The sequence below is a fragment of the Streptomyces sp. NPDC087859 genome (assembly GCF_044742595.1).
GTDB classification, from domain to species: Bacteria; Actinomycetota; Actinomycetes; order Streptomycetales; family Streptomycetaceae; genus Streptomyces; species Streptomyces canus_F.
In genome coordinates this window covers 196,978-221,759 of record NZ_JBIUUU010000009.1, presented here as the reverse complement: position 1 = coordinate 221,759, position 24,782 = coordinate 196,978, and the positions used below count along the sequence as shown (strand labels likewise).

The following is a 24,782-nucleotide window of genomic DNA, read 5'->3' as shown; positions in this document are numbered from 1 at the left end:
GGTCACCGGGTCAGCCGTTGTTCTTGCGGTAGGCGCGCATCGCCAGGGGCAGGAACACCACGACCATGCCGGCCATCCACGCCAGGCTGCCCGCCAGCGGTGCGGCGACCGCGCCGTCGCCGAGGAGGCCTCGGGTGGTGTCGGCCATGAGGGAGACGGGGTTGACGTCGGACCAGGCGCGGAGCCAGCCGGCCATGTCGTCGGCGGGGACGAAGACGTTGCTGGCGAAGGTGAGGGGCAGTACCAGGATGGTCATCAGGCCCTGCACGGAACCGGGGGTCTTGGCCACCATGCCGAGCCACACCGACATCCAGGAGAAGGACATCGCGAAGGCGATGAGCAGACCGAGGGCGGCGAGCGCGGCGGGCACGGTGGTGTCGGGGCGGTATCCCATGATCAGCGCGAGGACGACCAGGGTGCCCAGGCACACGGCGTAGCGGACGAAGTCGGCGAGCACGGCGCCGATCAGCGGGGCCGAGCGGGCGATCGGCATGGAACGGAACCGGTCGAAGATCCCGGTGCTCGCGTCCGCATTGAGGGAGACCCCGATGCCGATGCTGGCCTGGAACACGGTCATCACCATGACGCCGGGGACGATCAGCTGCACGTAGGCGTCCTGGTCGCCGCCGGAGATCGCCTTGCCGAAGAGGTAGACGAACATCAGCAGGGAGATGATCGGGGTCAGGACCACGTCGACCAGTTGGAGCGGGGAGCGCAGGAACTTGGTGGCGCCCCGCCCGGCCAGGGCCAGGCTGTGGTGGAGCGTGGGCACGAGACCGATCCGGGCCGGCCTGGCGGGGGCGGAGAGCTCAGCGGTGTCGGGGGTGGTGAGGATGTCGGTGGCCATGACGGTGGAGTCCTTCCGGGTGGGGAGAGTCGGGGGTCAGACGGCGGCCGGTTCGGCGGCGGCCACGGCGGGCGCGTGGCCGGTCAGGGCGAGGAACACCTCGTCCAGGCTGGGCAGTCGCAGCCCGAGCTCGTCGGCCGAGATCCCGGCGCCGTCGAGCCGGCGGGCGACCGCGGAGACCAGCAGCGGCTCGTCGGCCGGAACGGTCAGCACGCCCGACTCCTCGGCAGCGGTGTGCCCGGACAGTTCGGCCAGGATCGCGGCCACCTGCGGGACGTCGGCCGGCACGGTCGGGCGGACCTGAAGGATCTGTCCGCCGACGCGGCGCTTGAGCTCCCCGGGCCGGCCCTCGGCGACCTTGCGGCCCTTGTCGAACACCGTGATGGAGTCGGCGAGCTGGTCGGCCTCCTCCAGGTACTGCGTGGTGAGCAGGACCGTGGAGCCGTCCGCGACCAGCCCCTTGACCACGTCCCAGACCTCCTGGCGGGCGTGCGGGTCGAGTCCGGTGGTGGGCTCGTCCAGGAAGAGGATCCGGGGCCGGCCCACCAGGCTCGCGGCCAGATCGAGCCGGCGGCGCATACCGCCGGAGAAGGTGGCGATGGGGCGCTTGGCGGCCTCGGTGAGCGAGAAGTTCTCCAGGAGCTCCGCGGCCCTGGTCCTCGCGTCCCGCCGGGACAGACCGAGCAGCCGGCCGATCAGGACCAGGTTCTCGGCGCCGGACAGCGTCTCGTCCACCGAGGCGTACTGGCCGGTCAGCCCGATCAGCTGCCGTACCCGCACCGGGTCCTTGGCGATGTCGTGCCCGCCGATGATCGCGTGGCCCGCGTCGGGCCGCAGCAGCGTGGCCAGGATGCGCACGGTGGTGGTCTTGCCGGCACCGTTGGGGCCCAGGACGCCGACGACCTTGCCGGCCGGGACCTCCAGGTCCACCCCGTCCAGGGCGGTGAAGTCCCCGTACTTCTTGACCAGCCCCTCGGCGCGGATCGCGTAGGACATCTCAACTCCTCGTCAGCTGCGTGCCGTTCTCGATGAGCGGGACTCTGCCGGGGGGCGCTGACAGGCCGCGGACATCCCGCTGACAGAGCCGGCGGACGCGCTGACAGGACGTACGAGGGCTGTCAGTCAGGACGTACGAGAGGTGTCAGGGAGGGTCAGGGAGACCCCAGGTCACAAAAGTCTCTCGGGCGAACGGGGCGCTTCCCGGCCGTTTGGCCGGATACCCTCTCGCCCATGGCAGCTCGTGACGGGGCTCGTGTCACGGCTCGCGGGGCGGCTGCCGCAGGGTGATCCCGTTGAACTGGACGGGCTCGTGGGCCGTATGGAACAACAGGCCGCGCACGGAGGCGACGGCCTGGCCGACACCGACCGAGCGTTTCACGCCACCTTGTACGGGGGTCTGGACAAGGTGGCGTCGGGCGAGGTGATGGAGGCGTTCCGGACGCCTTCCACCGCGTACGCACGGATCTCGGGGGTGTCCGCAGGATCCATGGATCATCTGCGGGCGGCACCGGGAGATCTTGGGTGCGATACGGTCCTGGGATGCGATATGGGCAGAGGGGGTCATAAGAGAGCACTTCGGCAACATCCGTGCCCGGCTGCCCACAACCTCCCCACAAGGCCCCCACAGGGGCCACAATGAACGCGTATGACCGGTAAACACCGCGTTTCGCATCTTGCGATCATGCCTGACACCGTAGAAACCTGGTTTTCAAGATGCTGCGGATACGCGGCACTTGGGGGGCACGGAGCCGGTTGCCGGTGATGACGGGGAGAGGGGGCCCCGTTCATAGGACGATGCCGAGGGGGGCATCATGCAACCGGAAGGTCGCAGTTCCATGTCTATTGGTATGGAGAATGTGGTGACTGCGGCCCACCACTGATACGTCTGTGAAGGTCGAGGGGGACTCGAGCAGACGTAAGGAACCGACAAAGCACGCGATCACTCGCGTGTGGGGGGATGACTCATGACGTCGACGCCGACGGGCGCCCGGCAGAACTTCGACCCGTCTGAAACCACTCAGCTCAGGGTGGCTTCACAGACCCGGACGGGCACGTTCCGCCGGATCAAGAAGACGCTGCCGAAGTACGACTACGAGCACTACAGCCGGTTGGCCGGACCCCTCACCCAGCCCGATCCGTCGAAGCCCTACAAGGTGGAGTACCGATCGCTGATCTCGCAGGAGACGCACCGCCTCAGAGTCGCCCTGATGCTGGCCGCCGCGCCGGTGCTCTCCCTGGTCCTGCTGTTCTGGCTGCTCCAGCCCGAGCACTGGACCGAGCGCGACTACGTGGACTTCAAGTGGCTGCCCGCGCTCGACATAGTGATGCTCGTCTCGATCGGCCTGATCGAGTTCTTCCGCTGCATGAACGTGCTGTCGAACGCGCACGCCACGCTGGTCGCCCGCGACCCGATCCCGGTGGTGCCCGAGACCGGCACGAGAGTGGCCTTCCTCACCTCCTTCGTGCCCGGGAAGGAGCCCCTGGAGATGGTCACCAAGACCCTGGAGGCGGCGGTCAAGCTGCGCCACCGGGGCCTTCTGCATGTGTGGCTGCTCGACGAGGGTGACGACCCCGAGGTCAAGGAGGTCTGCGCCCGGCTCGGCGTGCACCACTTCTCCCGCAAGGGCATCGCGAAGTGGAACCAGGCCAAGGGCCCGCACCGCGCCAAGACCAAGCACGGCAACTACAACGCCTGGCTGGACGCCCACGGCGACGACTACGACTTCTTCGCCTCGGTCGACACCGACCACGTGCCGCTGCCCAACTACCTGGAGCGGATGCTCGGCTTCTTCCGCGACCCGGACATCGGCTTCGTCATCGGCCCGCAGGTCTACGGCAACTACGACAACTTCGTCACCAAGGCCGCCGAGTCGCAGCAGTTCCTCTTCCACGCCCTCATCCAGCGCGCCGGCAACTACTACGGCGCCCCGATGTTCGTCGGCACGTCCAACGCCGTGCGGATCAGGGCGCTCAAGCAGATCGGCGGCCTGTACGACTCGATCACCGAGGACATGGCCACCGGCTTCGAGATCCACCGCCACAAGAACCCGGCGACGGGCCGCAAGTGGCGCTCGGTCTACACCCCGGACGTGCTCGCGGTCGGCGAGGGCCCCAGCGCCTGGACGGACTTCTTCACCCAGCAGATGCGCTGGTCCCGAGGGACGTACGAGACGATCCTCAAGCAGTACTGGAAGGGCTGGTACTCCCTGCCCCCGGGCAAGCTCTTCAACTACACGATGATGATCATCTTCTACCCGATGTCCGCCCTCAACTGGATCCTCGCGGCGCTCAGCTGTGCGCTCTTCCTGGGCCTGGGCGCCTCGGGTGTGAACATCGACCCCACCGTGTGGCTGATGCTCTACGGCAACGCCTCCGCCCTCCAGATCGGCCTCTACGTCTGGAACCGCAGGCACAACGTCTCCCCGCACGAGCCCGAGGGCTCCGGCGGTGTGGCCGGCATGGTGATGTCCGCACTGTCCGCGCCGCTGTACGCCAAGGCCCTGATCGACTCCGCGCTGCGCCGCAAGAGCAAGTTCGTCGTCACCCCCAAGGGCGACTCGGCCAGCCCCGACCGCTGGTTCGGGACCTTCCGCTACCACTGGTACTTCATCGCGATCTTCGGCGCCTCGATCGCCGCCGGTTTCGTCTACGGCCACTCGCACCCGGCGATGATCATCTGGGCGATCTTCGCCATGCTGATCACCGCGACGCCGATCTTCGTCTGGCGGCACATGCTGCGCCAGGAGAAGAAGAAGCCCGCCGAGGAGCCGCAGGGCCCGGCGGTCCCGGCGCAGCAGCAGTACCAGCCGCAGCCCCTGCCGGCCCAGCACGCGCCCGCCCAGAAGCCGAGCTGGGCCGCCTCCCAGCCGGGCGGCGCAGGCGAGAACAGCGGGGGCAACGACCAGACCATGCAAATCGCCCTGGGTGGACTTGGGGGACGTAAGGAATGAACGACCGTGCCGGACGCCGTCGTGCCCGTCGCCTAGCGATAGGTACGGCGGTGGTACTCGCACTGGCCGGGATGAACGGGCCGTGGCTCTACCGCTTCGGGACCGAGAAATACCACCAGTACCAGATCAACAAACCGGAGTACAAAGCCGACAACGGCAAGTGGGAAGTCGTCGATTTTCCGGAGGAGTTCAGACAGAACACGATCCACGCGGCGCTGCTGCGCACCGGCAAGGTGCTGCTCGTCGCGGGGTCGGGGAACAACCAGGAGAACTTCGACGCCAAGAAGTTCGACACCCGCATCTGGGACCCGGTCAAGGGCACCATCAAGAAGGTGCCCACGCCCAGCGACCTGTTCTGCACGGGCCACACGCAGCTGTCCAACGGCAATCTGCTGATCGCGGGCGGTACGAAGCGGTACGAGAAGCTGAAGGGTGACGTCACCAAGGCCGGCGGCCTGATGATCGTCCACAACGAGAACCCGGACAAGCCGATCACGCTGCCCGCGGGCACCAAGTTCACCGGCAAGGAGAACGGCAAGACGTTCGTCTCCAAGGACTCGGTGCTGGTGCCGCGCGCGAAGAAGGTCTTCGACAAGGCGACCGGCGAGTTCCTGCGCAACGACCCCGGTATCTACCGGGTCTATGTCGAGGCGCAGAAACAGGGCAAGACGCACGAGACGGGCACGCAGGACAACTACCGCATCCAGGGGCTGTCCGGCACCGACGCGCGCAACACCTACGGCATCGCGCAGAAGCTCGCCCTCGACAAGAAGGACTTCCAGGGGATCCGGGACGCCTACGAGTTCGACCCGGTCGCCGAGAAGTACATCAAGGTCGACCCGATGAACGAGGCCCGCTGGTACCCGACGCTCACCACCCTGAGCGACGGCAAGGTCCTCAGCGTCTCCGGCCTCGACGACATCGGCCAGCTGGTGCCGGGCAAGAACGAGGTCTTCGACCCGAAGACCAAGACCTGGACGTATCTGCCGAAGACCCGCCAGTTCCCGACGTATCCCGCGCTGTTCCTGATGCAGAACGGCAAGGTCTTCTACTCGGGGTCCAACGCGGGCTACGGGCCGGACAACGTGGGCCGCGACCCCGGGGTCTGGGACGTCGACACCAACAAGTTCACCAAGCTGCCGGGGCTCAGCGACCCCAAGCTGATGGAGACGTCCGGCACGGTGCTGCTCGCGCCGGCGCAGGACGAGAAGTACATGGTGGTCGGCGGCGGCGGGGTCGGCGAGTCCGAGCAGTCCAGCGACAAGACGCGGATCGTCGACCTGAAGGCGGACGACCCGAAGTTCGTGGACGGGCCGACGCTGGAGAAGGGCACGCGGTACCCGAGCATCTCGGTCCTGCCGGACGACTCCATCCTGATGTCGGGCGGTTCGGAGGACTACCGCGGGCGCGGTGACTCCAACATCCTCCAGGCGCGGATCTACCACCCGGAGACGAACACGTTCGAGCAGGTGGCCGATCCGCTGGTGGGTCGCAACTACCACTCCGGTTCGATCCTGCTGCCCGACGGCCGGGTGATGTTCTTCGGCTCGGACTCGCTCTACAGCGACAAGGCCAACACCAAGCCGGGCAAGTTCGAGCAGCGCATCGAGATCTACACACCGCCGTATCTCTACCGGGACTCACGGCCGTCGCTGTCCGGTGGCCCGCAGACCATCGAGCGCGGCGAGTCCGGGACGTTCACCTCGCAGCACGCCTCGACGATCGAGAAGGTGCGGCTGATCCGGCCGAGTGCGGCGACGCACGTCACCGACGTGGACCAGCGGTCGATCGAGCTGAAGTACAAGGTGTCCGGGGACAAGATCACGGTGACGGTGCCGAAGAACAAGAACCTGGTGCAGTCGGGGTGGTACATGCTGTTCGTCGATGACGATCAGGGGACGCCGAGCAAGGCACAGTGGGTCAAGGTGCCTTAGGCGGTGACAGTTGAGGGCGCCCTCCGTATGACGGAGGGCGCCCTTCGCTGTGCGGCTACTTACTGGCCTTCGCCAGATTCAGGGCGTACTCCGCCCACCACTCCCCCGCCTTCGGGCCGCCCTTGCACTCGCCGTCCGACTCTCCCGGGCGCTTGACCCAGACGTACGCGTCGACCAGCGGGTCCGCCGTCTTCGTCGTCGGGGTCTCGCCCAGGGCGCGGCCGGGCGGGTTGCACCAGCGTTCGTCGGCCTTGCCCTCGTTGTAGGGGCCGTTGCCGTTGCGGCTGGTGTCGATCACGAAGTGCTTGTTGCCGACCTTCGCCGAGAGCTGCTTGCCGTAGGCGATGGAGTCCTCGGTCGAGTAGAAGTTGGAGACGTTGACCGAGAAGCCGTCGGCCTTGTCGACGCCCGCCCACTTCAGCGGCTCGAAGATCTGGTCCGGGTGGCCCCAGCCCGCGTTGCCCGCGTCCAGGTAGACCTTGGTGTTCTTCAGGGACTTGAGCTTGGTGATGGCGCCCTGGAGGAGGTCGTAGCGCTCCTCGTGGAACTCGTCCTGGGTGCAGCCGTCGACCAGGTGCAGAATGGCGTCCGGCTCCAGGATGACCGTCGCCGGGCGGTCCCCGATGCCCGCGGCCACACCGTCGAGCCAGGTCCGGTAGGCGTTGCCGTCGGCGGCGCCGCCCTGCGAGTACTGGCCGCAGTCGCGGTGCGGGATGTTGTAGAGGACCAGCAGAGCCGTACGGCCCGCCTTGTCGGCGGCCTCGGTGAAGCCGCGCGCCTCCTGCTCGGGGTTCTCCGTGCCGATCCACTGCCCGGTGGGCTGCTCGGCGATCTTGCGGATGTGTTCGGCGTCGGCGTCCTTGCCGGCCTTCTCGAACTCCGCGACCTGCTGGGCCGCGGTGCCCTCCGGATTGACCCAGAACGGGTCGGTCTCCTTGGGCTGTTGGGTGATCTTGGCGCCGGACGCATCGTCCGGCTCGTCCTTGTCCCCGGACGAGGAGCATCCGGCGATCAGCAGTGCGGCCCCCAGCACTATCGCGGACGTCCTCATTCCGGCCCCCCTCGTGCCGTACATCCAAATCCCCCTCGGTGCTGCAGTCCAAGGCCCAATCCTGACATACGTGCCGTGGGGCACACGAGATCACCCAAGCCTTGTCGGGGAGCTGTTACAGCACCGATGGTCCGGGTAGGCGCGCACCGCCGTCGGCTGCCCCTGGACCGGGTCGCGAGCGCGGTCATCGAACGGAGTGCGGACGACACCGAGCTGCGGCGGGAGTTCGAAGGCACCGCTCGTGGACCTTCGTAGAACCGCGTACCACCTGGCCGTATGACGCAGAGCCACCAGACTTCGACATGGCGTCAAATGCCCCCTAGGCCTCGGGGCCCATCCGTTCTAGAGTCTTCCCACAGAAGGCCCCAGCCCCCGGCCGACTGCCCACCACTACTGGCTCACGAGCCTCCCGTGCCGATCGCCGGGTTACTCCCGCAACCCGTGCGCGCGCGGTTGAGGACCAGCCCGGTCGGCGGCTTCGGGGGGAGCGGGCCGTCGACCGGGCCAGGTGGCGCAGGCCGGACCTAGAGGCCGGTCCCCGTCAGATACGCGGACACGATCACATTCGCCGTATAGCTGCGGCTCGCCCGGTCGAAGATGCCGCCGCAGGTGATGAGCCGCAGCTCGGCACGGCCCTTCTCGTGTGTCCCGTAGGCCTGGCGGGCGTCGAAGAGGTCGCGGGCGACGACCTGGACGTCGTCGACGGTGAACTCGGCGACCCTGCCGTCGTCGCGGATCACCCGGACCGTCTCGCCCGGCTTCAGCGCGCTGAGCTTGTAGAAGACGGCGGGCCTGGTCTCGGTGTCGACATGCCCCACCATCAGCGCGGCCCCGGCGGCCCCCGGCTTCACTCCGGCGGCGTACCAGCCGACGACTCCGGCCTGGTCGTAGGGCGGCGGGTCGATCGCGCCACTCCCGTCGAGTCCGCGAGCCACCACCGGCGCCTGCACGCCGAGTCCGGGAATGTCGATGCGCTGCGGCAGCGCCGGCCTCAACGGCTCGGTGGGGGGCGGAAGTCGGACCCCGGGCGGCCGTCCGACCGCTGCCACGTCCCCGGTCGTGGGCGCGGATATCCCGTTGCGTACGTCCGTGACCTCCCGCCCCCACAGCCACAGCCCGAGCAGCAGCATCACCCAGGCCACCCCGGTGAGGAGGCGGCCCGTGCCGGAGGAGCGCACGTCAGTCGGTCCCTCGGCTCCGGCGGACCCTCCGCAGCACCACGGCCGCGGCCGCCACCCCGGCCAGCACCAGCCCGGTCACCGCCTGTGCGGTCCCGGGTCCGGCCGTGCGGGCGTCGGCGGCGCCGAGGTGCGCCGTGCCGCCGCCGCCCGCCTGGACCGGGGCGACGGGGGAGGTGTGCGGGGACGGCTCCTGTACGACGGTGACCGCGGCCTTGCGGGACGTGTCCCCGCAGGTGACCTGGACGTCGTAGGAGCCCGCCCGCAGTTCGGTGCGGACCCGGGTCTCGCCGACGAGGGTGCCTCCCCCGGAGGGGGTGCCCCCAGCCCCGGTGAGCCGTACGTCGGCGACGAACGCCGCGGAGACGGCCGTGCCGGTTCGGTCGGCGCAGCCGCTCACGCGAAGGGCGATGTCGGTGCCGGGAGCGGGGGACGACGGGGTGACTGCGACTGCGGCGCCGTCGGCCGCGTGCGCGGCCGGGGTGGTCAGTGCGGTGAATGCCAGCAGTGCGGTGCAGAGAGTGAGGCGTAGAGAACCCATCGTGAACCTCCAGATATGTGGAGAGTCCCCCGGGGGCGGCGGCCCCGCATCCTCAGGGGGCCGCCACTACTCCGTACGAGTCGTGTTCATGGGCCGGGGAGTTTCAGATCCGGTCCACGAGGTCCGCGATCGAGTCCACGACCTTCGACGGGCGGTACGGGAAGTCCTCCACCTGCTCCGGCCGGGTCAGCCCGGTGAGCACCAGGAACGTCTGCATGCCCGCCTCCATGCCGGCCAGCACGTCGGTGTCCATGCGGTCGCCGATCATCGCGCTGGTCTCCGAGTGGGCGCCGATCGCGTTGAGACCGGTGCGCATCATCAGGGGGTTGGGCTTGCCCGCGAAGTACGGCTGCTTGCCGGTGGCCTTGGTGATGAGCGCGGCGACGGCGCCGGTCGCCGGGAGCGGGCCCTCGGTGGAGGGGCCGGTCTCGTCGGGGTTGGTGCAGATGAAGCGGGCGCCGCCGTTGATGAGGCGGACGGCCTTGGTCATGGCCTCGAAGGAATACGTCCGGGTCTCACCGAGGACCACGTAATCGGGCTCGTGGTCCGTGAGGACGTACCCGATGTCGTGCAGCGCGGTGGTCAGGCCCGCCTCGCCGATGACGTACGCCGTGCCGCCGGGCCGCTGGTCGTCGAGGAACTGGGCGGTGGCCAGCGCGGAGGTCCAGATGGACTCGACCGGTACGTCCAGGCCCATGCGCCGCAGGCGGGCGTGCAGGTCACGTGGGGTGTAGATGGAGTTGTTGGTCAGGACCAGGAAGGGCTTGCCGGACTCGCGGAGCCTCTTCAGGAAGGCGTCGGCGCCGGGGATCGGTACGCCCTCGTGGATGAGCACACCGTCCATGTCGGTGAGCCACGAATCGATGGGCCTGCGGTCTGCCATGTGCGGGATCTCCTGCCGTACGCATGTACGCGGTGCTGCGTCGGCCCCAGCCTAGACAGTGGCCGGATCTTGAGGGAATGGCCTACTTCCGGTTGGTTCGGCGGGCGAGGAGGAGTGTGCCACCGGTGGTGAGGAGGAGGGCGGCGGCCAGGAGGCGGGCGGGGGTGCTGGGGCCGGTGTGGGCCAGTTCCGCGGCTTCCTCGGCGTCGGGGAGGGCGTCGGTGGTGTCGCTCGGGGGCGGCGGGGCGTCGTCGGTGGCGACGGCGAAGCGGTAGTCGTTGGACTGGCCCACCCAGTCACCGTCGTCTTCATGGCGTTGTACGACCGCGGCGTTGGCGGTGACCTCGTTCGGTACGGCGTCCGAGGTGAGGGCGAGGCGGAGCTTCACGGTGCGGGTCTTGCCGGGGGCGACAGTGAGGCCCTGCCGGAACACCCCTACGAGTTCGTCCTCGTCGGTGGTCTCGAAGCGGACGGGGTGGGGGCGCTTGCCCTCGTAGAACTCGAGTTGGGGCTGGTCGGGTTCCAGGGCGTGCTTCTTGTCGACGAGGACCACTACAGGGTGGATGTTCTCGCAGGTGCGGTCCGTGGTGTTGGTGAGGTCGAGGTACCAGGTGCCGTATCCGCCGCCGATCTCGTAGGCGTCGGGGCCGCCGTGGATGCGGGTGGTGAGGGGGAAGGTGCGGGCGTCGGGGGTGGCGCAGGTGGGCGCGGCGAGGGCCGCCGCTTGGGCCGGGGTGGGGGTGAGGAGGAGGGCGGCTGCCGCGGCTAGGGGGAGGGTGGCGGTGGCGGGGGTGCACAGTCGCATAAACACATGACCATGGCGGGTGGGGGTGGGGAATGGGGGGTGCCGCTCCGGGCTGGGGTGGAATGCCGCCCGATCGGCGGTGGGGGATGCCTGCGGCGGCCTGTCGCGGTTCGGTGGGGGTTTGCGTTGCGCACTACTCGTCGTTGGGGGTCGGTGCCGCACCGGGGGGTGTCCGTCCTCGGTCGGGCGGTGCTGTGGGCTGGGGATGTGCTCTTGGTTGGTCGCCCGACGCTGCGGGCGGACACCCCCCGGTACGTCCCCTGCTCGCCGTTGCGCGAGCGCGAGCCCGTCCCGTCTGGGGACGGTGTGGCGGTGCGGGTACGTCCCGCCTGGGGCGGCGGGCATGCCTGGGTGGTGCCCCGCCGGGGGCGGTGCGGCGGTGGGGGTGGGTTCTGCCCGGGGGCCGTTGCGGCGGTGCGGGCCCGTCCCACCCGGGGGCCGTTGCGCCGGTGCAGGCCCGTCCCACCCGGGGGCTCGACGGCGGTTCTGCGGTGGTCGGCTCAGGCGGCTGCTCGGCCGAAGAGTGGGGCCAGGAGTAGTTGGGCGGCGCCCTCGGCCACGGCGCGGGGGCCGGCGGGGGCGAGTCGTACGGGTACGGTGCCCTTTCCCTGCGTGCGGGTGTCCAGTGCTGTTTGCACTCCTCGTACGAAGACCTCCGGCATCGCGGTAACCGTGCGTCCGCCCAGGAGTACTACGTCGATGTCGAGCAGGCCGACCAGGTTCGCGGCGCCCGCGCCCAGTACCCGTGCCGCCGTCTCCGTGTCCCCCCGTGCCACGGCTCCCAGGCACAGGGCCTCGATGCAGCCCCGGTTTCCGCAGCCGCAGGGAGGGCCGTCGAGTTGGATGACCTGGTGACCGAACTCCCCCGCGCCCGTACGGGCACCCCGGTGCACCTTGCCGCCGATCACCAGGCCGGCCCCCAGTCCCGTACCGAGATGCAGATACGCGAAGGAGTCGGCCTCGTCTCCGACGGCCAGGCCCAGGGCCGCCGCGTTGGTGTCCTTGTCCACGGCGACCGGCAGGCCGAGCCGGTGCGCCAGTGCGTCACGGAGGGGGAAGCCGTCCCACTCGGGGAAGCCGGTGACGCGGTGCAGCACGCCCCGCCCGTGGTCGAGCGGTCCCGGCAGCGCCACGCCCACGCCGAGTACCGACCTCGGCCGCAGCACGGAGAGCAACGCCTCGGCGAGGCCGGCCACCCCCTCCACCACGGCGTCTGCCCCCGACCCGAGGTCCATCGCGACGCACCGCTCCCCCACCACGGTCCCGTCCAGGTCGACCAGCACCGCCCGCAGCTCGTCCCGGTCCAGGTGCACTCCCAGTGCGTGGCCGGCCTCCGGGACCAGCCGCAGTACCGTCCGGGGCTTGCCGCCCGTCGATGCCCGGTGGCCCGCCTCCGTCGCGAGGTCCTCCTCACGGAGCCGGGCGGTGATCTTGCTGACGGCCTGGGGGGTGAGGCCGGTGCGGTCGGCGAGTTCCAGGCGGCTGATGCCCTCGGTTCCCGCGGTGCGCAGCAGGTCCAGCACCAGGGCGGTGTTGTGGCTGCGCAGCCCGAGCAGGTTCACTCCGGCCGTCACCGGGCGCCCGCCCCTCGCCGACTTCTTCGTCCTGTCCACGCCACCATTCTCCCTATGGCTTGCACTTTGGCAACAGCGTTGCCAAAGTGGGAGGCATGACTGGTACGACTGGTACGGCTGGTACCCCTCTCCGCGTGGGCCTCATCGGTTACGGCCTCGCGGGCTCCGTCTTCCACGCCCCGCTGATCGCCGCCACCGAGGGCCTGGTCCTCGACACGGTGGTCACCTCGAACCCCGAGCGCCAGGAGCAGGCCCGCGCCGAGTTCCCGGACGTGCGCGTCGCCGCCACTCCCGACGAACTGTTCGAGCAGCGGGGTGGCGAGCTGGATCTCATCGTCATCGCCTCTCCCAACAAGACGCACGTCACGCTCGGCACCCGCGCCCTTGAGGCCGGGCTCCCGGTCGTCATCGACAAGCCCGTCGCCGGCACCGCCGCCGAGGCGCGGAAGCTGGCCGCGCTCGCCGAGGAGCGGGGGCTGTTCCTCTCCGTCTTTCAGAACCGGCGGTGGGACAACGACTTCCTGACGCTTCGCAAGCTCCTCGCCGACGGCGAGCTGGGTGACGTATGGCGCTTCGAGTCCCGTTTCGAGCGGTGGCGTCCGCAGCCCAAGGGCGGATGGCGGGAGTCCGGTGACCCGGCAGAGATCGGAGGTCTGCTGTACGACCTCGGCAGCCATCTCGTGGACCAGGCACTCGTCCTCTTCGGTCCCGTCACCTCGGTGTACGCCGAGTCGGACATCCGGCGCGCCGGTGCCTCGGTCGACGACGACACCTTCATCGCGCTCACCCACGCGAGCGGAGTGCGGACCCAGCTGTACGCGACGGCCACCACCGCCCAACTCGGGCCCCGCTTCCGGGTGCTGGGCTCGCGGGCCGGTTATGTGAAGTACGGCCTCGATCCCCAGGAGGCGGCCCTGAAGGACGGCGAGCGGCCGGCCGAGGGCAAGGACTGGGGGCTGGAGCCCGAGTCGCTGTGGGGGCGGGTCGGTGCCGGTGAGTCCCCGCTGACGGGCGGCGGTCGGCCCGAACCGACCCTCGCCGGGGACTACCCCGCTTACTATGCGGCCGTGGCGAAGGCCCTGCTCGACGGCGGTCCCAACCCGGTGACCGCACTGGAGGCGGCCGCCGCCCTCGATGTGCTCGAGGCGGCCCGCCGTTCGGCCCACGACGGAGTGGTGGTGAAGCTGTGACGCACAGCGGCGAGTTGACCCCGAAGTTCCACCCGGAACTGACCCCGCCCATCGAGGAGCTGGAGGCGCAGGAACGCCGCCTGGTCTTCCGCCAGTTCACGCATGACGACGCCTGGGCCCTGGGTTCCCTCCTGGTGGAGCTGGCCCGTGAGCGCCAGGCCCCCGTCGCCATCGACATCCACCGCGCCGGCCAGCAGCTCTTCCACGCCGCCCTGCCGGGCTCCGCCCCGGACAACGACGCCTGGATCAACCGCAAGCGCCGCGTCGTGGAGCGCTACGGCTCCGCCTCCTACCTGGTCGGCGCCCGCTTCCGCGCCAAGGGCAGCACCTTCGAGGAGTCCTCCCGTCTCGACCCGGACGAGTACGCGGCGCACGGCGGTTCCTTCCCGATCACCGTGGAGGGTGTCGGGGTCGTGGGCGCGGTGACGGTGAGCGGTCTGCCCCAGCTCCAGGACCACAAGTTCGTGGTGGAGGCGCTGGAAGAGTTCTTGAACAAGAACGTGTAGGTGACCCACCCCAGGGGCGCGGGGAACTGCGCGACCAGCCACGCACGGCCCGCGGCTGACGTACCGCAGTTCCCCGGCTCTCCCAGCGGAGCGTCTACGCGCTCTTGAACTCCTGCCGCTGACGTCCGAGCCCCTCGATCTCCAGCTCGACCACATCCCCGGCCCGCAGGAACGGCTTCGGCTCCGGCTGCCCCAGCGCCACCCCCGCCGGCGTCCCCGTGTTGATCACATCACCGGGGTAGAGCGTCATGAACTGGCTGACGTACCGCACCACTTCCGCCACCGGGAAGATCTGCTCGGCCGTCGTGCCGTTCTGCTTCAGCTCCCCGTTGACCCAGAGCTTCAGCGACAGGTTCTGCGGGTCCGGTATCTCGTCCGTCGTCACCAGCCACGGGCCCAGCGGATTGAACGTCTCGCAGTTCTTGCCCTTGTCCCAGGTCCCGCCCCGCTCGATCTGGAACTCCCGCTCGGACACGTCGTGCGCCACCGCGTACCCGGCGACATGCGCGAGCGCCGCCTCGTCCGAGTCGAGGTAGCGGGCCGTACGTCCGATGACCACCGCCAGCTCGACCTCCCAGTCGGTCTTCTCGGACTTGCGGGGCACGAGGACGGTGTCGTGAGGACCTACGACCGTGTCCGCGGCCTTGAAGAAGATGACGGGCTCGGCGGGCGGCTCGGCGCCGGTCTCGCGGGCGTGGTCGTGGTAGTTCAGGCCGATGCACACGATCTTGCCGATCCGGGCGATCGGCGGCCCGACGCGCAGCCCGGTGGCGTCCAGCGCGGGCAGCTCGCCGGCCTCCGCGGCCGTGCGGATCCGCCCGAGCGCGGCGTCGTCGGCGAGCAGCGCTCCGTCGATGTCCGGGACGAGACCGCTCAGGTCCCGCAGCGTCCCGTCGGCGTCGAGCAGCGCGGGTGTCTCCGCTCCCGCCGTACCGACTCGCAGCAGCTTCATGATCACAATCTCCCTCGATCGCGGCGCGCCATCCCATGGGTGCAGCCATCGGATGACTGGTCGATCCTCCAAGGTAGGCGTCCAGTCCGCAATACCCGGTTCACGGACTGGACCGCGGGCCGGCTGATCAGCGGTAGAGCGCCGCCCGCTCCACCGCGCTCCACGTCGTACTGGTGACGACGTACAGAGCGGCCGCCAGCGGCACGACCGCCACGGTGAAGAGCGTGAAGAAGGACATGAACGGCATGACCTTGCTCATCGCCCCCATCCCCGCCATCGGCTGCCCGTCGACCACCGGTACGGCCGGATTCGCGGCCATCATCCGCTTCGTGCGGCGGAAGTTGAAGGCGGCGACACAGGCGACCAGCGTGAACAGTCCGACGTAGACGAGTCCCGCTCCCCCGAAGGCGCCACCGTCGCCGAGCGCGTCCGCCCAGTGGTTGCCGAGGGGTGCGGCGAAGAGCTGGTGGGTCAGGAGCGGGTTGGTCGTGTTCGAGAACAGGTGGTAGAGGAGGAAGAACGCCGGCAGCTGGCACAGGCTCGGCAGACAGCCGGACAGCGGGGAGACCTTCTCCTCGGCGTGCAGGGCCAGTACGGCCTTCTGGAGTTTCTCGGGGTTCTTCGCGTGCTTCTTCCGCAGCTCGGCGATCTTCGGCTGGAGTTCGGTGCGGGCCTTCTGTCCGCGCGCCGCCGCGCGGGACAGGGGGTGCACGAGGAGTCGTACGAGCGCGGTGAACAGGACGATCGCGCCGGCCGCGGCGGATGCGCCGAGCAGGGGGTGGAGGAGGTCGGCGAGATGCTCGACCAGGGTGGCGAAGACGGACATGGGTGAGCCCTCCGGGGGTCTCGTCAGTGCCGGGAACCCGGATACGGCGATCCGGGAAGGGATGTGCGGCATGACGACCCGCGCGGGGTCCGCGTCACCTCTCGAAGACACCCGGGAGTGCTCTCAGGGAGCCTCGGGGTGCTTCGGGGTGCTTCGGAAAAGAAGGTGGGGCCCCTACGCGGCGGTCGCCAGGAGGCTCTGTCCCGGCGCTCGGGGCCTGGTGCGGCCCTTGGCGTCGGGGTCGCGTTGCGGCAGGAAGGCCGTGCGGCGGGCGCGGTCGCGGATGGCCGTACGGACCCGGGTGGGCGGTACGGCGGGTGCGCAGCGCGCGACGAGCAGGGAGCAGGCGGCGAAGGCCGAGCCGGCCGCGGCGGTCGCCGCGAGGGCGACGGCGGCGGAGAGGCTGCCGGTGTCGAGGAGTACGACCTGGAGGAACAGGAGCAGCAGGGGTACGGCGGAGCGCGGACCGCGGATCATCGGCCACCCCTCCCCTCGCTCACCGGACGACATACGTTATTCGTACCTGTGTCGGTTATACCTGATCGGTCACTACCGGCTCCAACAACCGCTTGGGCTTCAGCAGAGCCCGGCTGACCGGATCCACCGGGTCCGGATCGAGTCCGGGGCCCGGAATCATGAGGACGTCGGCGGGCGGCACGAAGGTCGCGCAGGCGGGGCACTCGCCGTACGGGCCGAGTTCGGTGCCGCACTCGGCGTGCCGGAAGGCGCGCAGCACCGTCTTGTCGTAGTGCTCGCGGCCCCACCGCCCGAGTGAGCGCACCACGGGCCACAGCTCGATGCCGCGGTCGGTCAGGACGTACTCGTCGCGCGGCGGCGACTCCTGGTACCGGCGCTTCTCCAGGACGCCCTCCTCGGTGAGCATCTGGAGGCGGGCGGCGAGGACGGCGCGGGGGATGCCGAGGTGGCCGAGGAAGTCGTTGTAGCGCCGTACGCCGTAGAGCGCGTCGCGGACGACGAGGAGCGTCCAGCGCTCGCCGACGATCTCCAGCGCGCGGGCGACCGAACACTGCTGTGTCGCGTAGTCCTTGCCCAGTGCCATGCCGTCCACCTTAGCCACTTTGCGAGCGGTTGGTTCAGTCACCGAACCGACCCTGCTACGGTACTCCGCATGACTAGGTTCAGTGAACGAACCATCACCGAGGTGGCGGCTCCGGCGCCCCTCCCACCCGCCGGGCCCACCCTCGCCCTGACCAGTGCGGCCACCGCCGTGGCCCTGATGACGTACACCGCGCCGATGGTCACACTCCCCGACATCGCCGCCGCCCTGCACACCCCGCTCTCCGCCCAGGCCTGGTTGCTGAACGGCACTCCGCTCGGTCTCGCCGCCCTCCTCCTGGTCGCCGGCAGCCTCGCCGACGACTACGGCCGCCGCCGGGTCTTCGTCGCCGGCACCCTCGCGCTCGGCCTCACCACGGTCCTCGGCGCCTTCGCCTCCACGACCTGGCTGTTCACCCTGGCCCGCATCACCCAGGGCGCGGCCAGCGCGGCCCTCCTCGCGAGCAGCCTCGGCCTGATCGCCCACGCCTTCCCGACGCCGGCCGGGCGACTGCGGGCGACCGGGGTGTGGGGCGCGTTCGTGAGCGGCGGTATCGCGGTGGGGCCGCTCGTGACCGGTGCCATGCCGAGTTGGCGCTTGTCGTACGTCGTTCTCGGCGCCGCCGCCCTGGTCGTGGGGGCCGTGTCGGCGCGCGCGTTGCCGCATGCCGACGAAAGGAGGGCGGCGCCGGACCTCGTGGCAAAGGAACAGCCGTTGGTGGGCGACCACACGTCCCGCGCCCCGCGTGGCGGCCGCCCCGACCTCGGTGGAGCCGTGACCTTCGGGTCGGCCCTGGTCGCCCTGGTCGCGGCCCTGACACTGGGCCGGGACGGCTGGCTGCGGGCTCCGGTGGGGCTGTTGCTGCTGGCCTCGCTGGTGCTGCTGGCCCTCTTCGTCGTGGTCGAGCGGCGCGCGGCGACCCCGATGATCGACCTGGGTCTGCTCCGCCGCCCCGGTTTCCTCGCCTCCTCCGCGGGCGGGCTCTTCACGGGGCTCGCGGTGATAGGCCTGTTCAGCTTCCTGCCGGCCCTGCTCCAACAGACGATGGGCCTGTCGGCGATGGACACGGCCTGGCTGTTCCTGCTCTGGTCCGGGCTCTCCTTCGCCGTGGCACTCCAGGCACGCCGACTGTCCGGCCGGGTATCCCCGCGGCTGCAACTCGCCCTGGGTTTCCTGCTCCACGCGGCCGGCGTCCTGACCATGCTGGGCTCGGTCGCCTCCGGCTCCTGGACCCGCCTGCTCCCCGGCCTGGTCGTGGCGGGGGTGGGCAGCGGCCTGCTGAACGCCGCGCTGCCCCTGCTCGCCGTGGAGTCGGTGCCCGCCTCGCGGGCGGCGATGGGATCGGGGGCCCAGCAGACCCTCCGCTACATCGGGTCCTGCGCGGGGGTCGCCCTGACGATCGCCCTCGCGACCTCTTCGGGAGATCTGGCCCAGGGCGCGGATGTCGCGATGGTGGTGTCGGCGGGGCTGGCCGTGGTGGCGGGGGTTGTGGTGGGGGTGCTGCGGGAGCGGGGGTGAGGGGTGGGGTCGGGTCAGGGCGTGGCTGGTGGATCATGCCGGTCAGCGCCGCCCATCGGGTCGGCGGCGCGTTTGCCCGACAGGAGGTGCTCGCCGTGTGGCCGGATCCTTGGGCCGTGGTCGCCGAGTCCGATCGAGCACAGTGGGATTACGTCCCGCTCGAACGGGTCGGCCCACTGAGCTTCGGCATGAGCCCGCAGGAGGCGGCCATCGCGATGGAGGCAGGGGGTTACGCCTCCGACAGCGCCGCGGAGATCGCCAGGTTCGCCCGCCTCCAGCAGCTGCGCACGCGGTTCCGTGGCGTGGGTACCCCGCCGTACAGTTCCTGCGAGCGACATCGCCCTCGGTGGTGAACTCGAAGCCCCTGCCGGTCTTCTCCAGACGGGTGGTGAGCTCGGCCGCGCGCTCCGTACGTTCCACTCCTCGGCCGGAACGCAGTCGTACAGGGTGTGGGCCCAGTCCCAGTCGTTGTTGGGGAGTGGCGCGCGGCGCATGTCCTAACGGGGGCGCATCGAGATCAGCTTGCCCCAGACCACCAGGCGGTATCGGGACGTGTACTCCGGAGTGCACGTCGTCAGAGTGATGAAGTAGCCGGGTGCGGTGTAGCCGTGGGCGGGGTGGACCGTCGAGCGGGGGATCTTTCGGAGCACTCCCGAGTCGCGGGCCGAGGTCTGGGCGAGGGTCTTGTCCACGGCGTACGTGTAGACGGCGTCCGCGGTCTCGACCTGGAGCGTGTCCTTGGGTGCGAGCCGGTTGATGTACCGGAAGGGCTCGCCGTGGGTGTTGCGGTGCCCGGCGAGGGCGAAGTTGCCTGCCTGGCCGGGCTGTTGGGTGCCGGGGTAGTGGCCGACGTACCCCTTGTTGAGGACGTCCTGCTTGCCGATGCCCTCGGCGACGGGGACGCGGAGGCCGAGGCGGGGGATGGTGAGGATGGCGTAGGCCTGGGACCAACCGGGTTGTCGGGAGCGGTTGGTGGACTGTTGCGGCTGTCGGCGGGCGTCGTCGGTGTTCGAAGTGTCGGCGCTCGGAGTGTCGGTGCTCTGCGGGCTGGGGACGATGGCCGACTCCTGCCCGGTGTCCCATTCCCGCTCCAGTGCCTCCACCTTCCGCTCGGCGCCCCGCCGTGCCTCCCGGTTGGTCCACCACAGCTGATGGACGACGAGCAGCAGGAGGACGACCCCCACGGTGACCAGGAGTTCGCCGCCCGTCCACAGCGCGCGCCGGCGACGGACACGCCGACGCCGGGTGTCGTGCCCCACGACGGGAACCCGCATGCCGTACACCGCCCTTCGCCTGTGTACGCCGCCTTCACCGGGCCCGCACGATAAGCGCTGCCACCTCAAGTGACCAGCCCCATAAGCTCGTCGGCCATGAGTAAGTACTGGCTCCTCACCCTGATCCCGTTCCTCTGCGGCCTCGCCCTCACGGCGTACGAGGCACGGGTCGCCCTCACCGAGCATGTGCTGCGCCGCATGGGCCGCCGCGCGGAGGCGGTGGTGACGGGTCACACCACGTCCCGGGAGGGGACGTATCCCTCTCTGCATCCGGTGGTTCGCTGGACCGACGAGCAGGGCGAGGAGCAGGAGCACGCGGTCGTCGCCGCGGGCCCGGGCGCGCACCGGCTGTCGGAGGGCGCGGTGGTCCGCATCATCCACACGCCGGGCGCCCCCGGCACGGCGGCGCTGGACACCCCGGAGCGTTACAGGACCGCGGTGTTCGGGATGTGGCTGGGCGTACTGCTGTGGGTGGGCGCGCTGGCGGCGGTGCTGATACGGATCGCGACGCTGCTGCCGACGTATCGCTACTGACCGCCGGTATCCAGCGCGCTCACTAACCGCTACCCCTTCTGATAACCGTTGGAAAAATAGAAAGCCGGATAGAAAGAAAGCGCTGTCACGCATCTCGACAACCCCGTGCGCCACACCCGATGCTTCGTGATGGCACGCGGGGGGCCCGATGGGCGAGCCACTACGTCTTCAGCCCGGCCGCCCGTTCAGGGACAGGCGGTCGAGCCCCACGGAGAGGCGGACAGACAGCCATGATCCGACGCAGAACGCTGCTGACAGCCGCAGGAGGCACCCTCCTCGGCAGCGCCCTGGCGACGGGCACCGCACGCGCGGACGCCACGATCGCCATCACCCCCGGCACGTCGTACGGCACTTGGGAGGGCTGGGGCACCTCCCTCGCCTGGTGGGCGAACGTGTTCGGCGCACGGGACGACTTCGCCGACCTCTTCTTCACCACCAAGTCGACGACCTACAACGGCACTTCGCTCCCCGGCCTCGGCATGAACATCGCCCGCTACAACCTGGGCGCATGCAGCTGGAACGCGGTCGGCGGGCAGTCGATGGTGGCCTCCGCCAACATCCCCGCGTTCAAGCAGATCGAGGGCTACTGGCAGGACTGGAACAACGAGGACCCCACCTCCTCCGCCTGGGACTGGACCGCGGACGCCACCCAGCGCGCGATGCTGACGAAGGCGGTGGCGCGCGGCGCGACGACGGAGCTGTTCGCCAACTCGCCGATGTGGTGGATGTGCTCCAACCACAACCCCTCGGGCGCCTCGGGCGGCGGCAACAACCTCCAGACCTGGAACTACCGCCAGCACGCCTCCCACCTCGCCGCCGTCGCCCTCTACGCCAAGAACAACTGGGGCGTGAACTTCGCGACGGTCGACCCCTTCAACGAGCCCTCGTCGTCCTGGTGGACCGCCACCGGCACTCAGGAGGGCTGCCACATGGACTCGACGGTCCAGGCCGCCGTACTGCCGTACATGCGAAGCGAGTTGAACAGCCGAGGGCTGTCGGGCGTGCGGATCTCGGCCTCGGACGAGACGAGCTACGACCTCGCCCGCACCACCTGGAACTCCTTCAGCTCCACGACGAAGGGGTACGTCAACCAGGTCAACGTGCACGGCTACCAGGGCTCCGCCGGCCGCAGGGACCTGCTCTACACGGACGTGGTGACCACGGCCGGCAAGAAGCTGTGGAACTCGGAGACCGGCGACAGCGACGGCACCGGGTACAACATGGCGTTCAACCTCCTGTACGACTTCCGCTGGCTGCACCCGACGGCCTGGGTCTACTGGCAGGTCATGGACCCGAGCGCGGGCTGGGGCGTGATCAAGTACGACGCGAGCACCCTGCAGGCGGGCGCGATCGAGCGGAAGTACTACGTGCTGGCCCAGTTCAGCCGCCACATCCGCCCCGGCATGCGCATCCTGGACACGGGCGTGAGCTATGCGACGGCGGCGTACGACGCGACGGCGAAGCGGCTCGTCATCGTGGCCCTCAACACCTCGACCTCGGCCCAGACCCTGACGTTCGACCTGTCGCGCTTCACGACGGTGACGGGCGGGACGGGCGGCCTGGTCCCGCGCTGGAACACGGTGACGACGGGCGGGGACGCGTACCGGTCGTACTCGGACAGGTATCTGAGCGGGAAGTCGGTGGCGGTGCCGTTCGCGGCGAAGGCGGTGCAGACGATTCAGATCGACGGGGTGACGATCTGAGGGAGTGGAGTTGCGTGGGGTGGAGCGGGGTGGACTGGAGGGGGGTGGACTGGAGCGGGGTCGGCCGGTCGGGCCGGTTCCGCTGGTTCACGCCTGCTCTGGCTGGGTCATGCCTGTTCTACGGGAGAGGGCGAGTGGGCACCGGCGGCGGTCGGCCGTAGGTGCCGGTGGAGCTGCCAGGCCGTGACCGCGACGATCGGTACGACGACGGCGGGCACGATCCACGACGGAACGCCGATCCACACGGCCGGCAGCCCCACGCCCGCGCAGGCGGCCGTCATGACGATCAGCAGCGTCTTCCCCAACGGCCGCCAGGTGAAAGGCTCGTGACCGTGAGGCCGTGCGATCCGCACCGCGCCGAACCCGAGCCCCAGCGCCGCGAGGAGCCCCAGGAACGTGCCGATGGCGTACGTCATCTGGGGCTCGTCGCGGGGTGCGTCGGAGGTGTTCTGCCGTAACTCCCCCTTGCCCACCGTCATGACCTCGCCCCGCCAGAGGGTGCCGGTGATCCGGTCGCCCGGTACGAGCCGCTCCAGCACGGGGTCCGGGTCACCGAAGGACACGGTTCCGCTCCAGACGGGGGCGCCGTCCAGGGTCGCGGTGTAGCTGCCGCTTCTGCGGCCGGGATCGTTCTTCGTGCGCTGGACGGTGAAGGCGACCGTGAGCAGGCAGTCCGCCGACGCCTTTGCCGTCTCCGGCGTCGACCGGTCCGGGCACGGCTCGGCAGCCCGGTACTCCTGATACCGCTCGACGTCGGAGGGCAGCCAGGCGGAGAACACGAGCCAGCAGCTCACGGCCGGGACGAGGGACAGCAGGACGAGTAGGACGCCCACGAGTCGCGTCCGTGTCGAGGACCGCGGGTCCGTACCTGTTCCGGTCACCGTCATCACGCGCCCCCGTATCGCTGTGCCGTGGTGTAGCCCGTTGCCGTTGCCGTTGCCGTTGCCCACTATCTTCATTCACTGCGGCGGCCCGACAAGGCGGGCCCGGGCTCCGCCGGGTGTCCTGGCCTGCGTATATCTCTCCTCATTCAGCCATCGGCAGTACGGTGTCCCCCATGCGCCCCGACACGCCTGCCGAGAACGTCGACCACACCGCCGAAGCGGCACGCCTGGAGCGAACCGCCGGCCTGTATCCCGAGGACGCCGAAGCCCTGCTCCTGCAGGCCGCGGCCCACCTGGAACTGGCCGGCGACCGCCCCGCGGCGACCGCCCTCTACGACAGCCTGCTGGCATCGCAGACCGCCCTGGAGAACCCCTTCCTGGTACGCGCCCTCAAGGCGTCGAACCTCTGGGAGTACGGCCATGAGGCGGAGGCCCGCGCCATCATCGAGGGCGTCCGGGCAGCGTCACCGCGGGACCCGGCGCCCTGGGTGATCGTGGCGGAGGCCCTGGAGGCCCACGACGAGTTGGAGGCGGCCCAGGAGACGTTCACCGAGGGCACCCGCCTGCTCCTGGCGGACGTGCAGGAGCCGCCGTACTCCACGCACCCGCTGCTGTTCGGCCGCCACCGGGTCCGCCGCATGCTGGGCGCGGGCCACGACGACTGGGACATGCTCGCGGACACCCTCCACACGTCCCCGGTCCCGTTGGACGAGCTGCACGACCCGAAGCGCGTCTGGTCCCTGGGCTCGGACAACCCGACGGAACTGGCGGCGGAAATCTCCCGTCTGCGGGCAGAGCTGGGCACGTTCAGGGAGGCACTGTCCCGCCCGTTCCCGGTGGCGGTCCTGCACTGGCCGTCGGCCGAACTGACGGAACTGGTCACGGCGTACCCGACGCTGGCGGATGAGTACCCCTCCCACGAAGAGCACCTCGCGACCATAGAGGCCTCCCTGCGGGAGCTGGCCGCCTCCGGCACCCCGAACCTGGGCATCGTCACGGGCACCGTCCCCTCCTACGAGGCCTTCGCCGCCTCGGAGGGCACGTCACCGGGCGACGGGGCGCTGCTGCCGCAGTACGCGACGACACTGGCGGCCCGGGGGCGAGCGGTGGCCTGGCCTCCGCAGCGGGGGGCGGTTTGCTGGTGCGGTTCGGGGCGGGTTTATGGGGAGTGCCACGGTACGCAGGCATAGCTGAGCCGGGGAGAGCCGGACATGTCCCAGCCAGGCCTTTCGGTCGCGTTACTCTTGGCCGCCGTCTGGCTGGGCACCGGCCTGAAGATCATCCACGTAGCCGCCCATGACCGCCGGGGCCTTCGCCTCCTGGGCGTACGGGGCGCCCGCACCCAGGGCGAGGTGGTCCGGGGCGCCGCATCGAGGGGCCTGTGGTCCACCCCGCCCAGGTGCGCTAAGAGGCTGGCCCGACGACCAGACCTACCGCCGGGCTCCGCTCAACGCGGAGCACGTCCCCGGCCTTGAGGTCGGCCTCCCGGTGACGGTCCGGTATGACCCGGGGGACCCACGGCGGATGGTGGTGGCGGGCACACGGAGGACTGCTGGGTCTGTCTCCAGGCATCCA

General features: G+C 70.0%; 23 protein-coding genes and 1 pseudogene. 10 read left to right on the top strand and 14 right to left on the bottom strand.

Annotation, left to right across the window (positions count from 1 at the left end; all coding sequences use genetic code 11):
• Positions 1-10: 10 nt before the first annotated feature.
• Positions 11-847, bottom strand: a complete 837-nt coding sequence (locus tag ACIOHP_RS23445) for an ABC transporter permease (RefSeq protein ID WP_361539420.1) — start codon at positions 845-847, stop codon at positions 11-13.
• Positions 848-883: 36 nt separating this feature from the next.
• The gene (locus ACIOHP_RS23440) at positions 884-1,843 is read right to left on the bottom strand and encodes an ATP-binding cassette domain-containing protein (RefSeq protein WP_401890408.1); all 960 of its coding nucleotides are present in this window, start codon (positions 1,841-1,843) and stop codon (positions 884-886) included.
• 247 nt (positions 1,844-2,090) lie between these two features.
• On the opposite strand from ACIOHP_RS23440, the pseudogene ACIOHP_RS23435 reads away from it, so the two are divergent.
• From ACIOHP_RS23435 to ACIOHP_RS23425, 3 genes and pseudogenes are all read left to right on the top strand, one after another.
• Positions 2,091-2,496: pseudogene (locus ACIOHP_RS23435) on the top strand (FCD domain-containing protein); the annotation flags it as partial.
• A gap of 315 nt (positions 2,497-2,811) precedes the next feature.
• The gene (locus ACIOHP_RS23430) at positions 2,812-4,797 is read left to right on the top strand and encodes a glycosyltransferase family 2 protein (RefSeq protein WP_401890405.1); all 1,986 of its coding nucleotides are present in this window, start codon (positions 2,812-2,814) and stop codon (positions 4,795-4,797) included.
• Positions 4,794-6,731: a galactose oxidase-like domain-containing protein gene (locus ACIOHP_RS23425; RefSeq protein WP_401890402.1), complete on the top strand. Its 1,938-nt coding sequence runs from the start codon at positions 4,794-4,796 to the stop codon at positions 6,729-6,731. The genes ACIOHP_RS23430 and ACIOHP_RS23425 overlap by 4 nt, the downstream gene beginning before the upstream one ends.
• A 55-nt stretch (positions 6,732-6,786) precedes the next feature.
• Here ACIOHP_RS23425 and ACIOHP_RS23420 read toward each other — a convergent pair whose 3' ends face one another.
• From ACIOHP_RS23420 to ACIOHP_RS23395, 6 genes are all read right to left on the bottom strand, one after another.
• Complete coding sequence (locus ACIOHP_RS23420; RefSeq protein ID WP_361495240.1) at positions 6,787-7,806, bottom strand: glycoside hydrolase family 6 protein; 1,020 nt, start codon at positions 7,804-7,806, stop codon at positions 6,787-6,789.
• Between the two features lie 500 nt (positions 7,807-8,306).
• Entirely contained in the window at positions 8,307-8,912 is a 606-nt protein-coding gene (locus ACIOHP_RS23415; protein ID WP_401890827.1) for a class F sortase, read from the bottom strand.
• 49 nt (positions 8,913-8,961) lie between these two features.
• Positions 8,962-9,501 carry a hypothetical protein gene (locus tag ACIOHP_RS23410; RefSeq protein WP_401890399.1) on the bottom strand — a complete coding sequence of 180 codons (540 nt, stop codon included), beginning with the start codon at positions 9,499-9,501 and terminating at the stop codon, positions 8,962-8,964.
• Positions 9,502-9,604: 103 nt separating this feature from the next.
• A complete protein-coding gene (locus tag ACIOHP_RS23405) occupies positions 9,605-10,384 on the bottom strand; it encodes an HAD-IIA family hydrolase (protein ID WP_401890396.1) in 780 nt (259 codons plus the stop codon).
• An 82-nt stretch (positions 10,385-10,466) separates the two neighbouring features.
• Positions 10,467-11,189 (bottom strand): hypothetical protein, encoded by a 723-nt coding sequence (locus tag ACIOHP_RS23400; RefSeq protein ID WP_401890394.1) that lies wholly within the window; start codon positions 11,187-11,189, stop codon positions 10,467-10,469.
• Positions 11,190-11,689: 500 nt separating this feature from the next.
• Positions 11,690-12,802 (bottom strand): ROK family protein, encoded by a 1,113-nt coding sequence (locus tag ACIOHP_RS23395; protein ID WP_401890391.1) that lies wholly within the window; start codon positions 12,800-12,802, stop codon positions 11,690-11,692.
• 56 nt (positions 12,803-12,858) lie between these two features.
• Here ACIOHP_RS23395 and ACIOHP_RS23390 point away from each other — a divergent pair, with 56 nt between their 5' ends.
• Both ACIOHP_RS23390 and ACIOHP_RS23385 read left to right on the top strand, forming a co-directional pair.
• Positions 12,859-13,953, top strand: coding sequence for a Gfo/Idh/MocA family oxidoreductase (locus ACIOHP_RS23390; protein WP_401890388.1), 1,095 nt, complete (start codon positions 12,859-12,861; stop codon positions 13,951-13,953).
• On the top strand, positions 13,950-14,459 hold the full coding sequence (locus tag ACIOHP_RS23385) for a heme-degrading domain-containing protein (protein WP_327717318.1): 510 nt from the start codon (positions 13,950-13,952) through the stop codon (positions 14,457-14,459). The genes ACIOHP_RS23390 and ACIOHP_RS23385 overlap by 4 nt, the downstream gene beginning before the upstream one ends.
• A gap of 94 nt (positions 14,460-14,553) precedes the next feature.
• Here the strand turns inward: ACIOHP_RS23385 and ACIOHP_RS23380 are convergent, their stop codons facing one another.
• From ACIOHP_RS23380 to ACIOHP_RS23365, 4 genes are all read right to left on the bottom strand, one after another.
• The gene (locus ACIOHP_RS23380; RefSeq protein WP_361539457.1) at positions 14,554-15,411 is read right to left on the bottom strand and encodes a fumarylacetoacetate hydrolase family protein; all 858 of its coding nucleotides are present in this window, start codon (positions 15,409-15,411) and stop codon (positions 14,554-14,556) included.
• 127 nt (positions 15,412-15,538) lie between these two features.
• Entirely contained in the window at positions 15,539-16,237 is a 699-nt protein-coding gene (locus ACIOHP_RS23375; protein WP_401890384.1) for a YidC/Oxa1 family membrane protein insertase, read from the bottom strand.
• A 174-nt stretch (positions 16,238-16,411) separates the two neighbouring features.
• Positions 16,412-16,714: a DUF6412 domain-containing protein gene (locus tag ACIOHP_RS23370; RefSeq protein ID WP_401890381.1), complete on the bottom strand. Its 303-nt coding sequence runs from the start codon at positions 16,712-16,714 to the stop codon at positions 16,412-16,414.
• 55 nt (positions 16,715-16,769) lie between these two features.
• Positions 16,770-17,297, bottom strand: a complete 528-nt coding sequence (locus ACIOHP_RS23365) for a winged helix-turn-helix transcriptional regulator (RefSeq protein ID WP_401890379.1) — start codon at positions 17,295-17,297, stop codon at positions 16,770-16,772.
• 69 nt (positions 17,298-17,366) lie between these two features.
• Between ACIOHP_RS23365 and ACIOHP_RS23360 the strand changes: the two genes are divergently transcribed.
• Positions 17,367-18,812: an MFS transporter gene (locus tag ACIOHP_RS23360; protein WP_401890377.1), complete on the top strand. Its 1,446-nt coding sequence runs from the start codon at positions 17,367-17,369 to the stop codon at positions 18,810-18,812.
• Between the two features lie 35 nt (positions 18,813-18,847).
• Positions 18,848-19,165, top strand: coding sequence for a hypothetical protein (locus ACIOHP_RS23355; RefSeq protein WP_401890374.1), 318 nt, complete (start codon positions 18,848-18,850; stop codon positions 19,163-19,165).
• Between the two features lie 144 nt (positions 19,166-19,309).
• Here the strand turns inward: ACIOHP_RS23355 and ACIOHP_RS23350 are convergent, their stop codons facing one another.
• The gene (locus ACIOHP_RS23350; protein WP_401890372.1) at positions 19,310-20,086 is read right to left on the bottom strand and encodes a class E sortase; all 777 of its coding nucleotides are present in this window, start codon (positions 20,084-20,086) and stop codon (positions 19,310-19,312) included.
• 96 nt (positions 20,087-20,182) lie between these two features.
• Between ACIOHP_RS23350 and ACIOHP_RS23345 the strand changes: the two genes are divergently transcribed.
• Positions 20,183-20,620, top strand: coding sequence for a DUF3592 domain-containing protein (locus ACIOHP_RS23345; protein WP_401890369.1), 438 nt, complete (start codon positions 20,183-20,185; stop codon positions 20,618-20,620).
• Positions 20,621-20,850: 230 nt separating this feature from the next.
• Positions 20,851-22,323: a beta-1,6-galactanase gene (locus tag ACIOHP_RS23340; protein ID WP_361539478.1), complete on the top strand. Its 1,473-nt coding sequence runs from the start codon at positions 20,851-20,853 to the stop codon at positions 22,321-22,323.
• 107 nt (positions 22,324-22,430) lie between these two features.
• Here the strand turns inward: ACIOHP_RS23340 and ACIOHP_RS23335 are convergent, their stop codons facing one another.
• Positions 22,431-23,156, bottom strand: a complete 726-nt coding sequence (locus ACIOHP_RS23335) for a hypothetical protein (protein ID WP_401890366.1) — start codon at positions 23,154-23,156, stop codon at positions 22,431-22,433.
• Between the two features lie 224 nt (positions 23,157-23,380).
• Here ACIOHP_RS23335 and ACIOHP_RS23330 point away from each other — a divergent pair, with 224 nt between their 5' ends.
• Complete coding sequence (locus tag ACIOHP_RS23330) at positions 23,381-24,397, top strand: SEC-C domain-containing protein (protein ID WP_401890363.1); 1,017 nt, start codon at positions 23,381-23,383, stop codon at positions 24,395-24,397.
• Positions 24,398-24,782 lie beyond the last annotated feature (385 nt).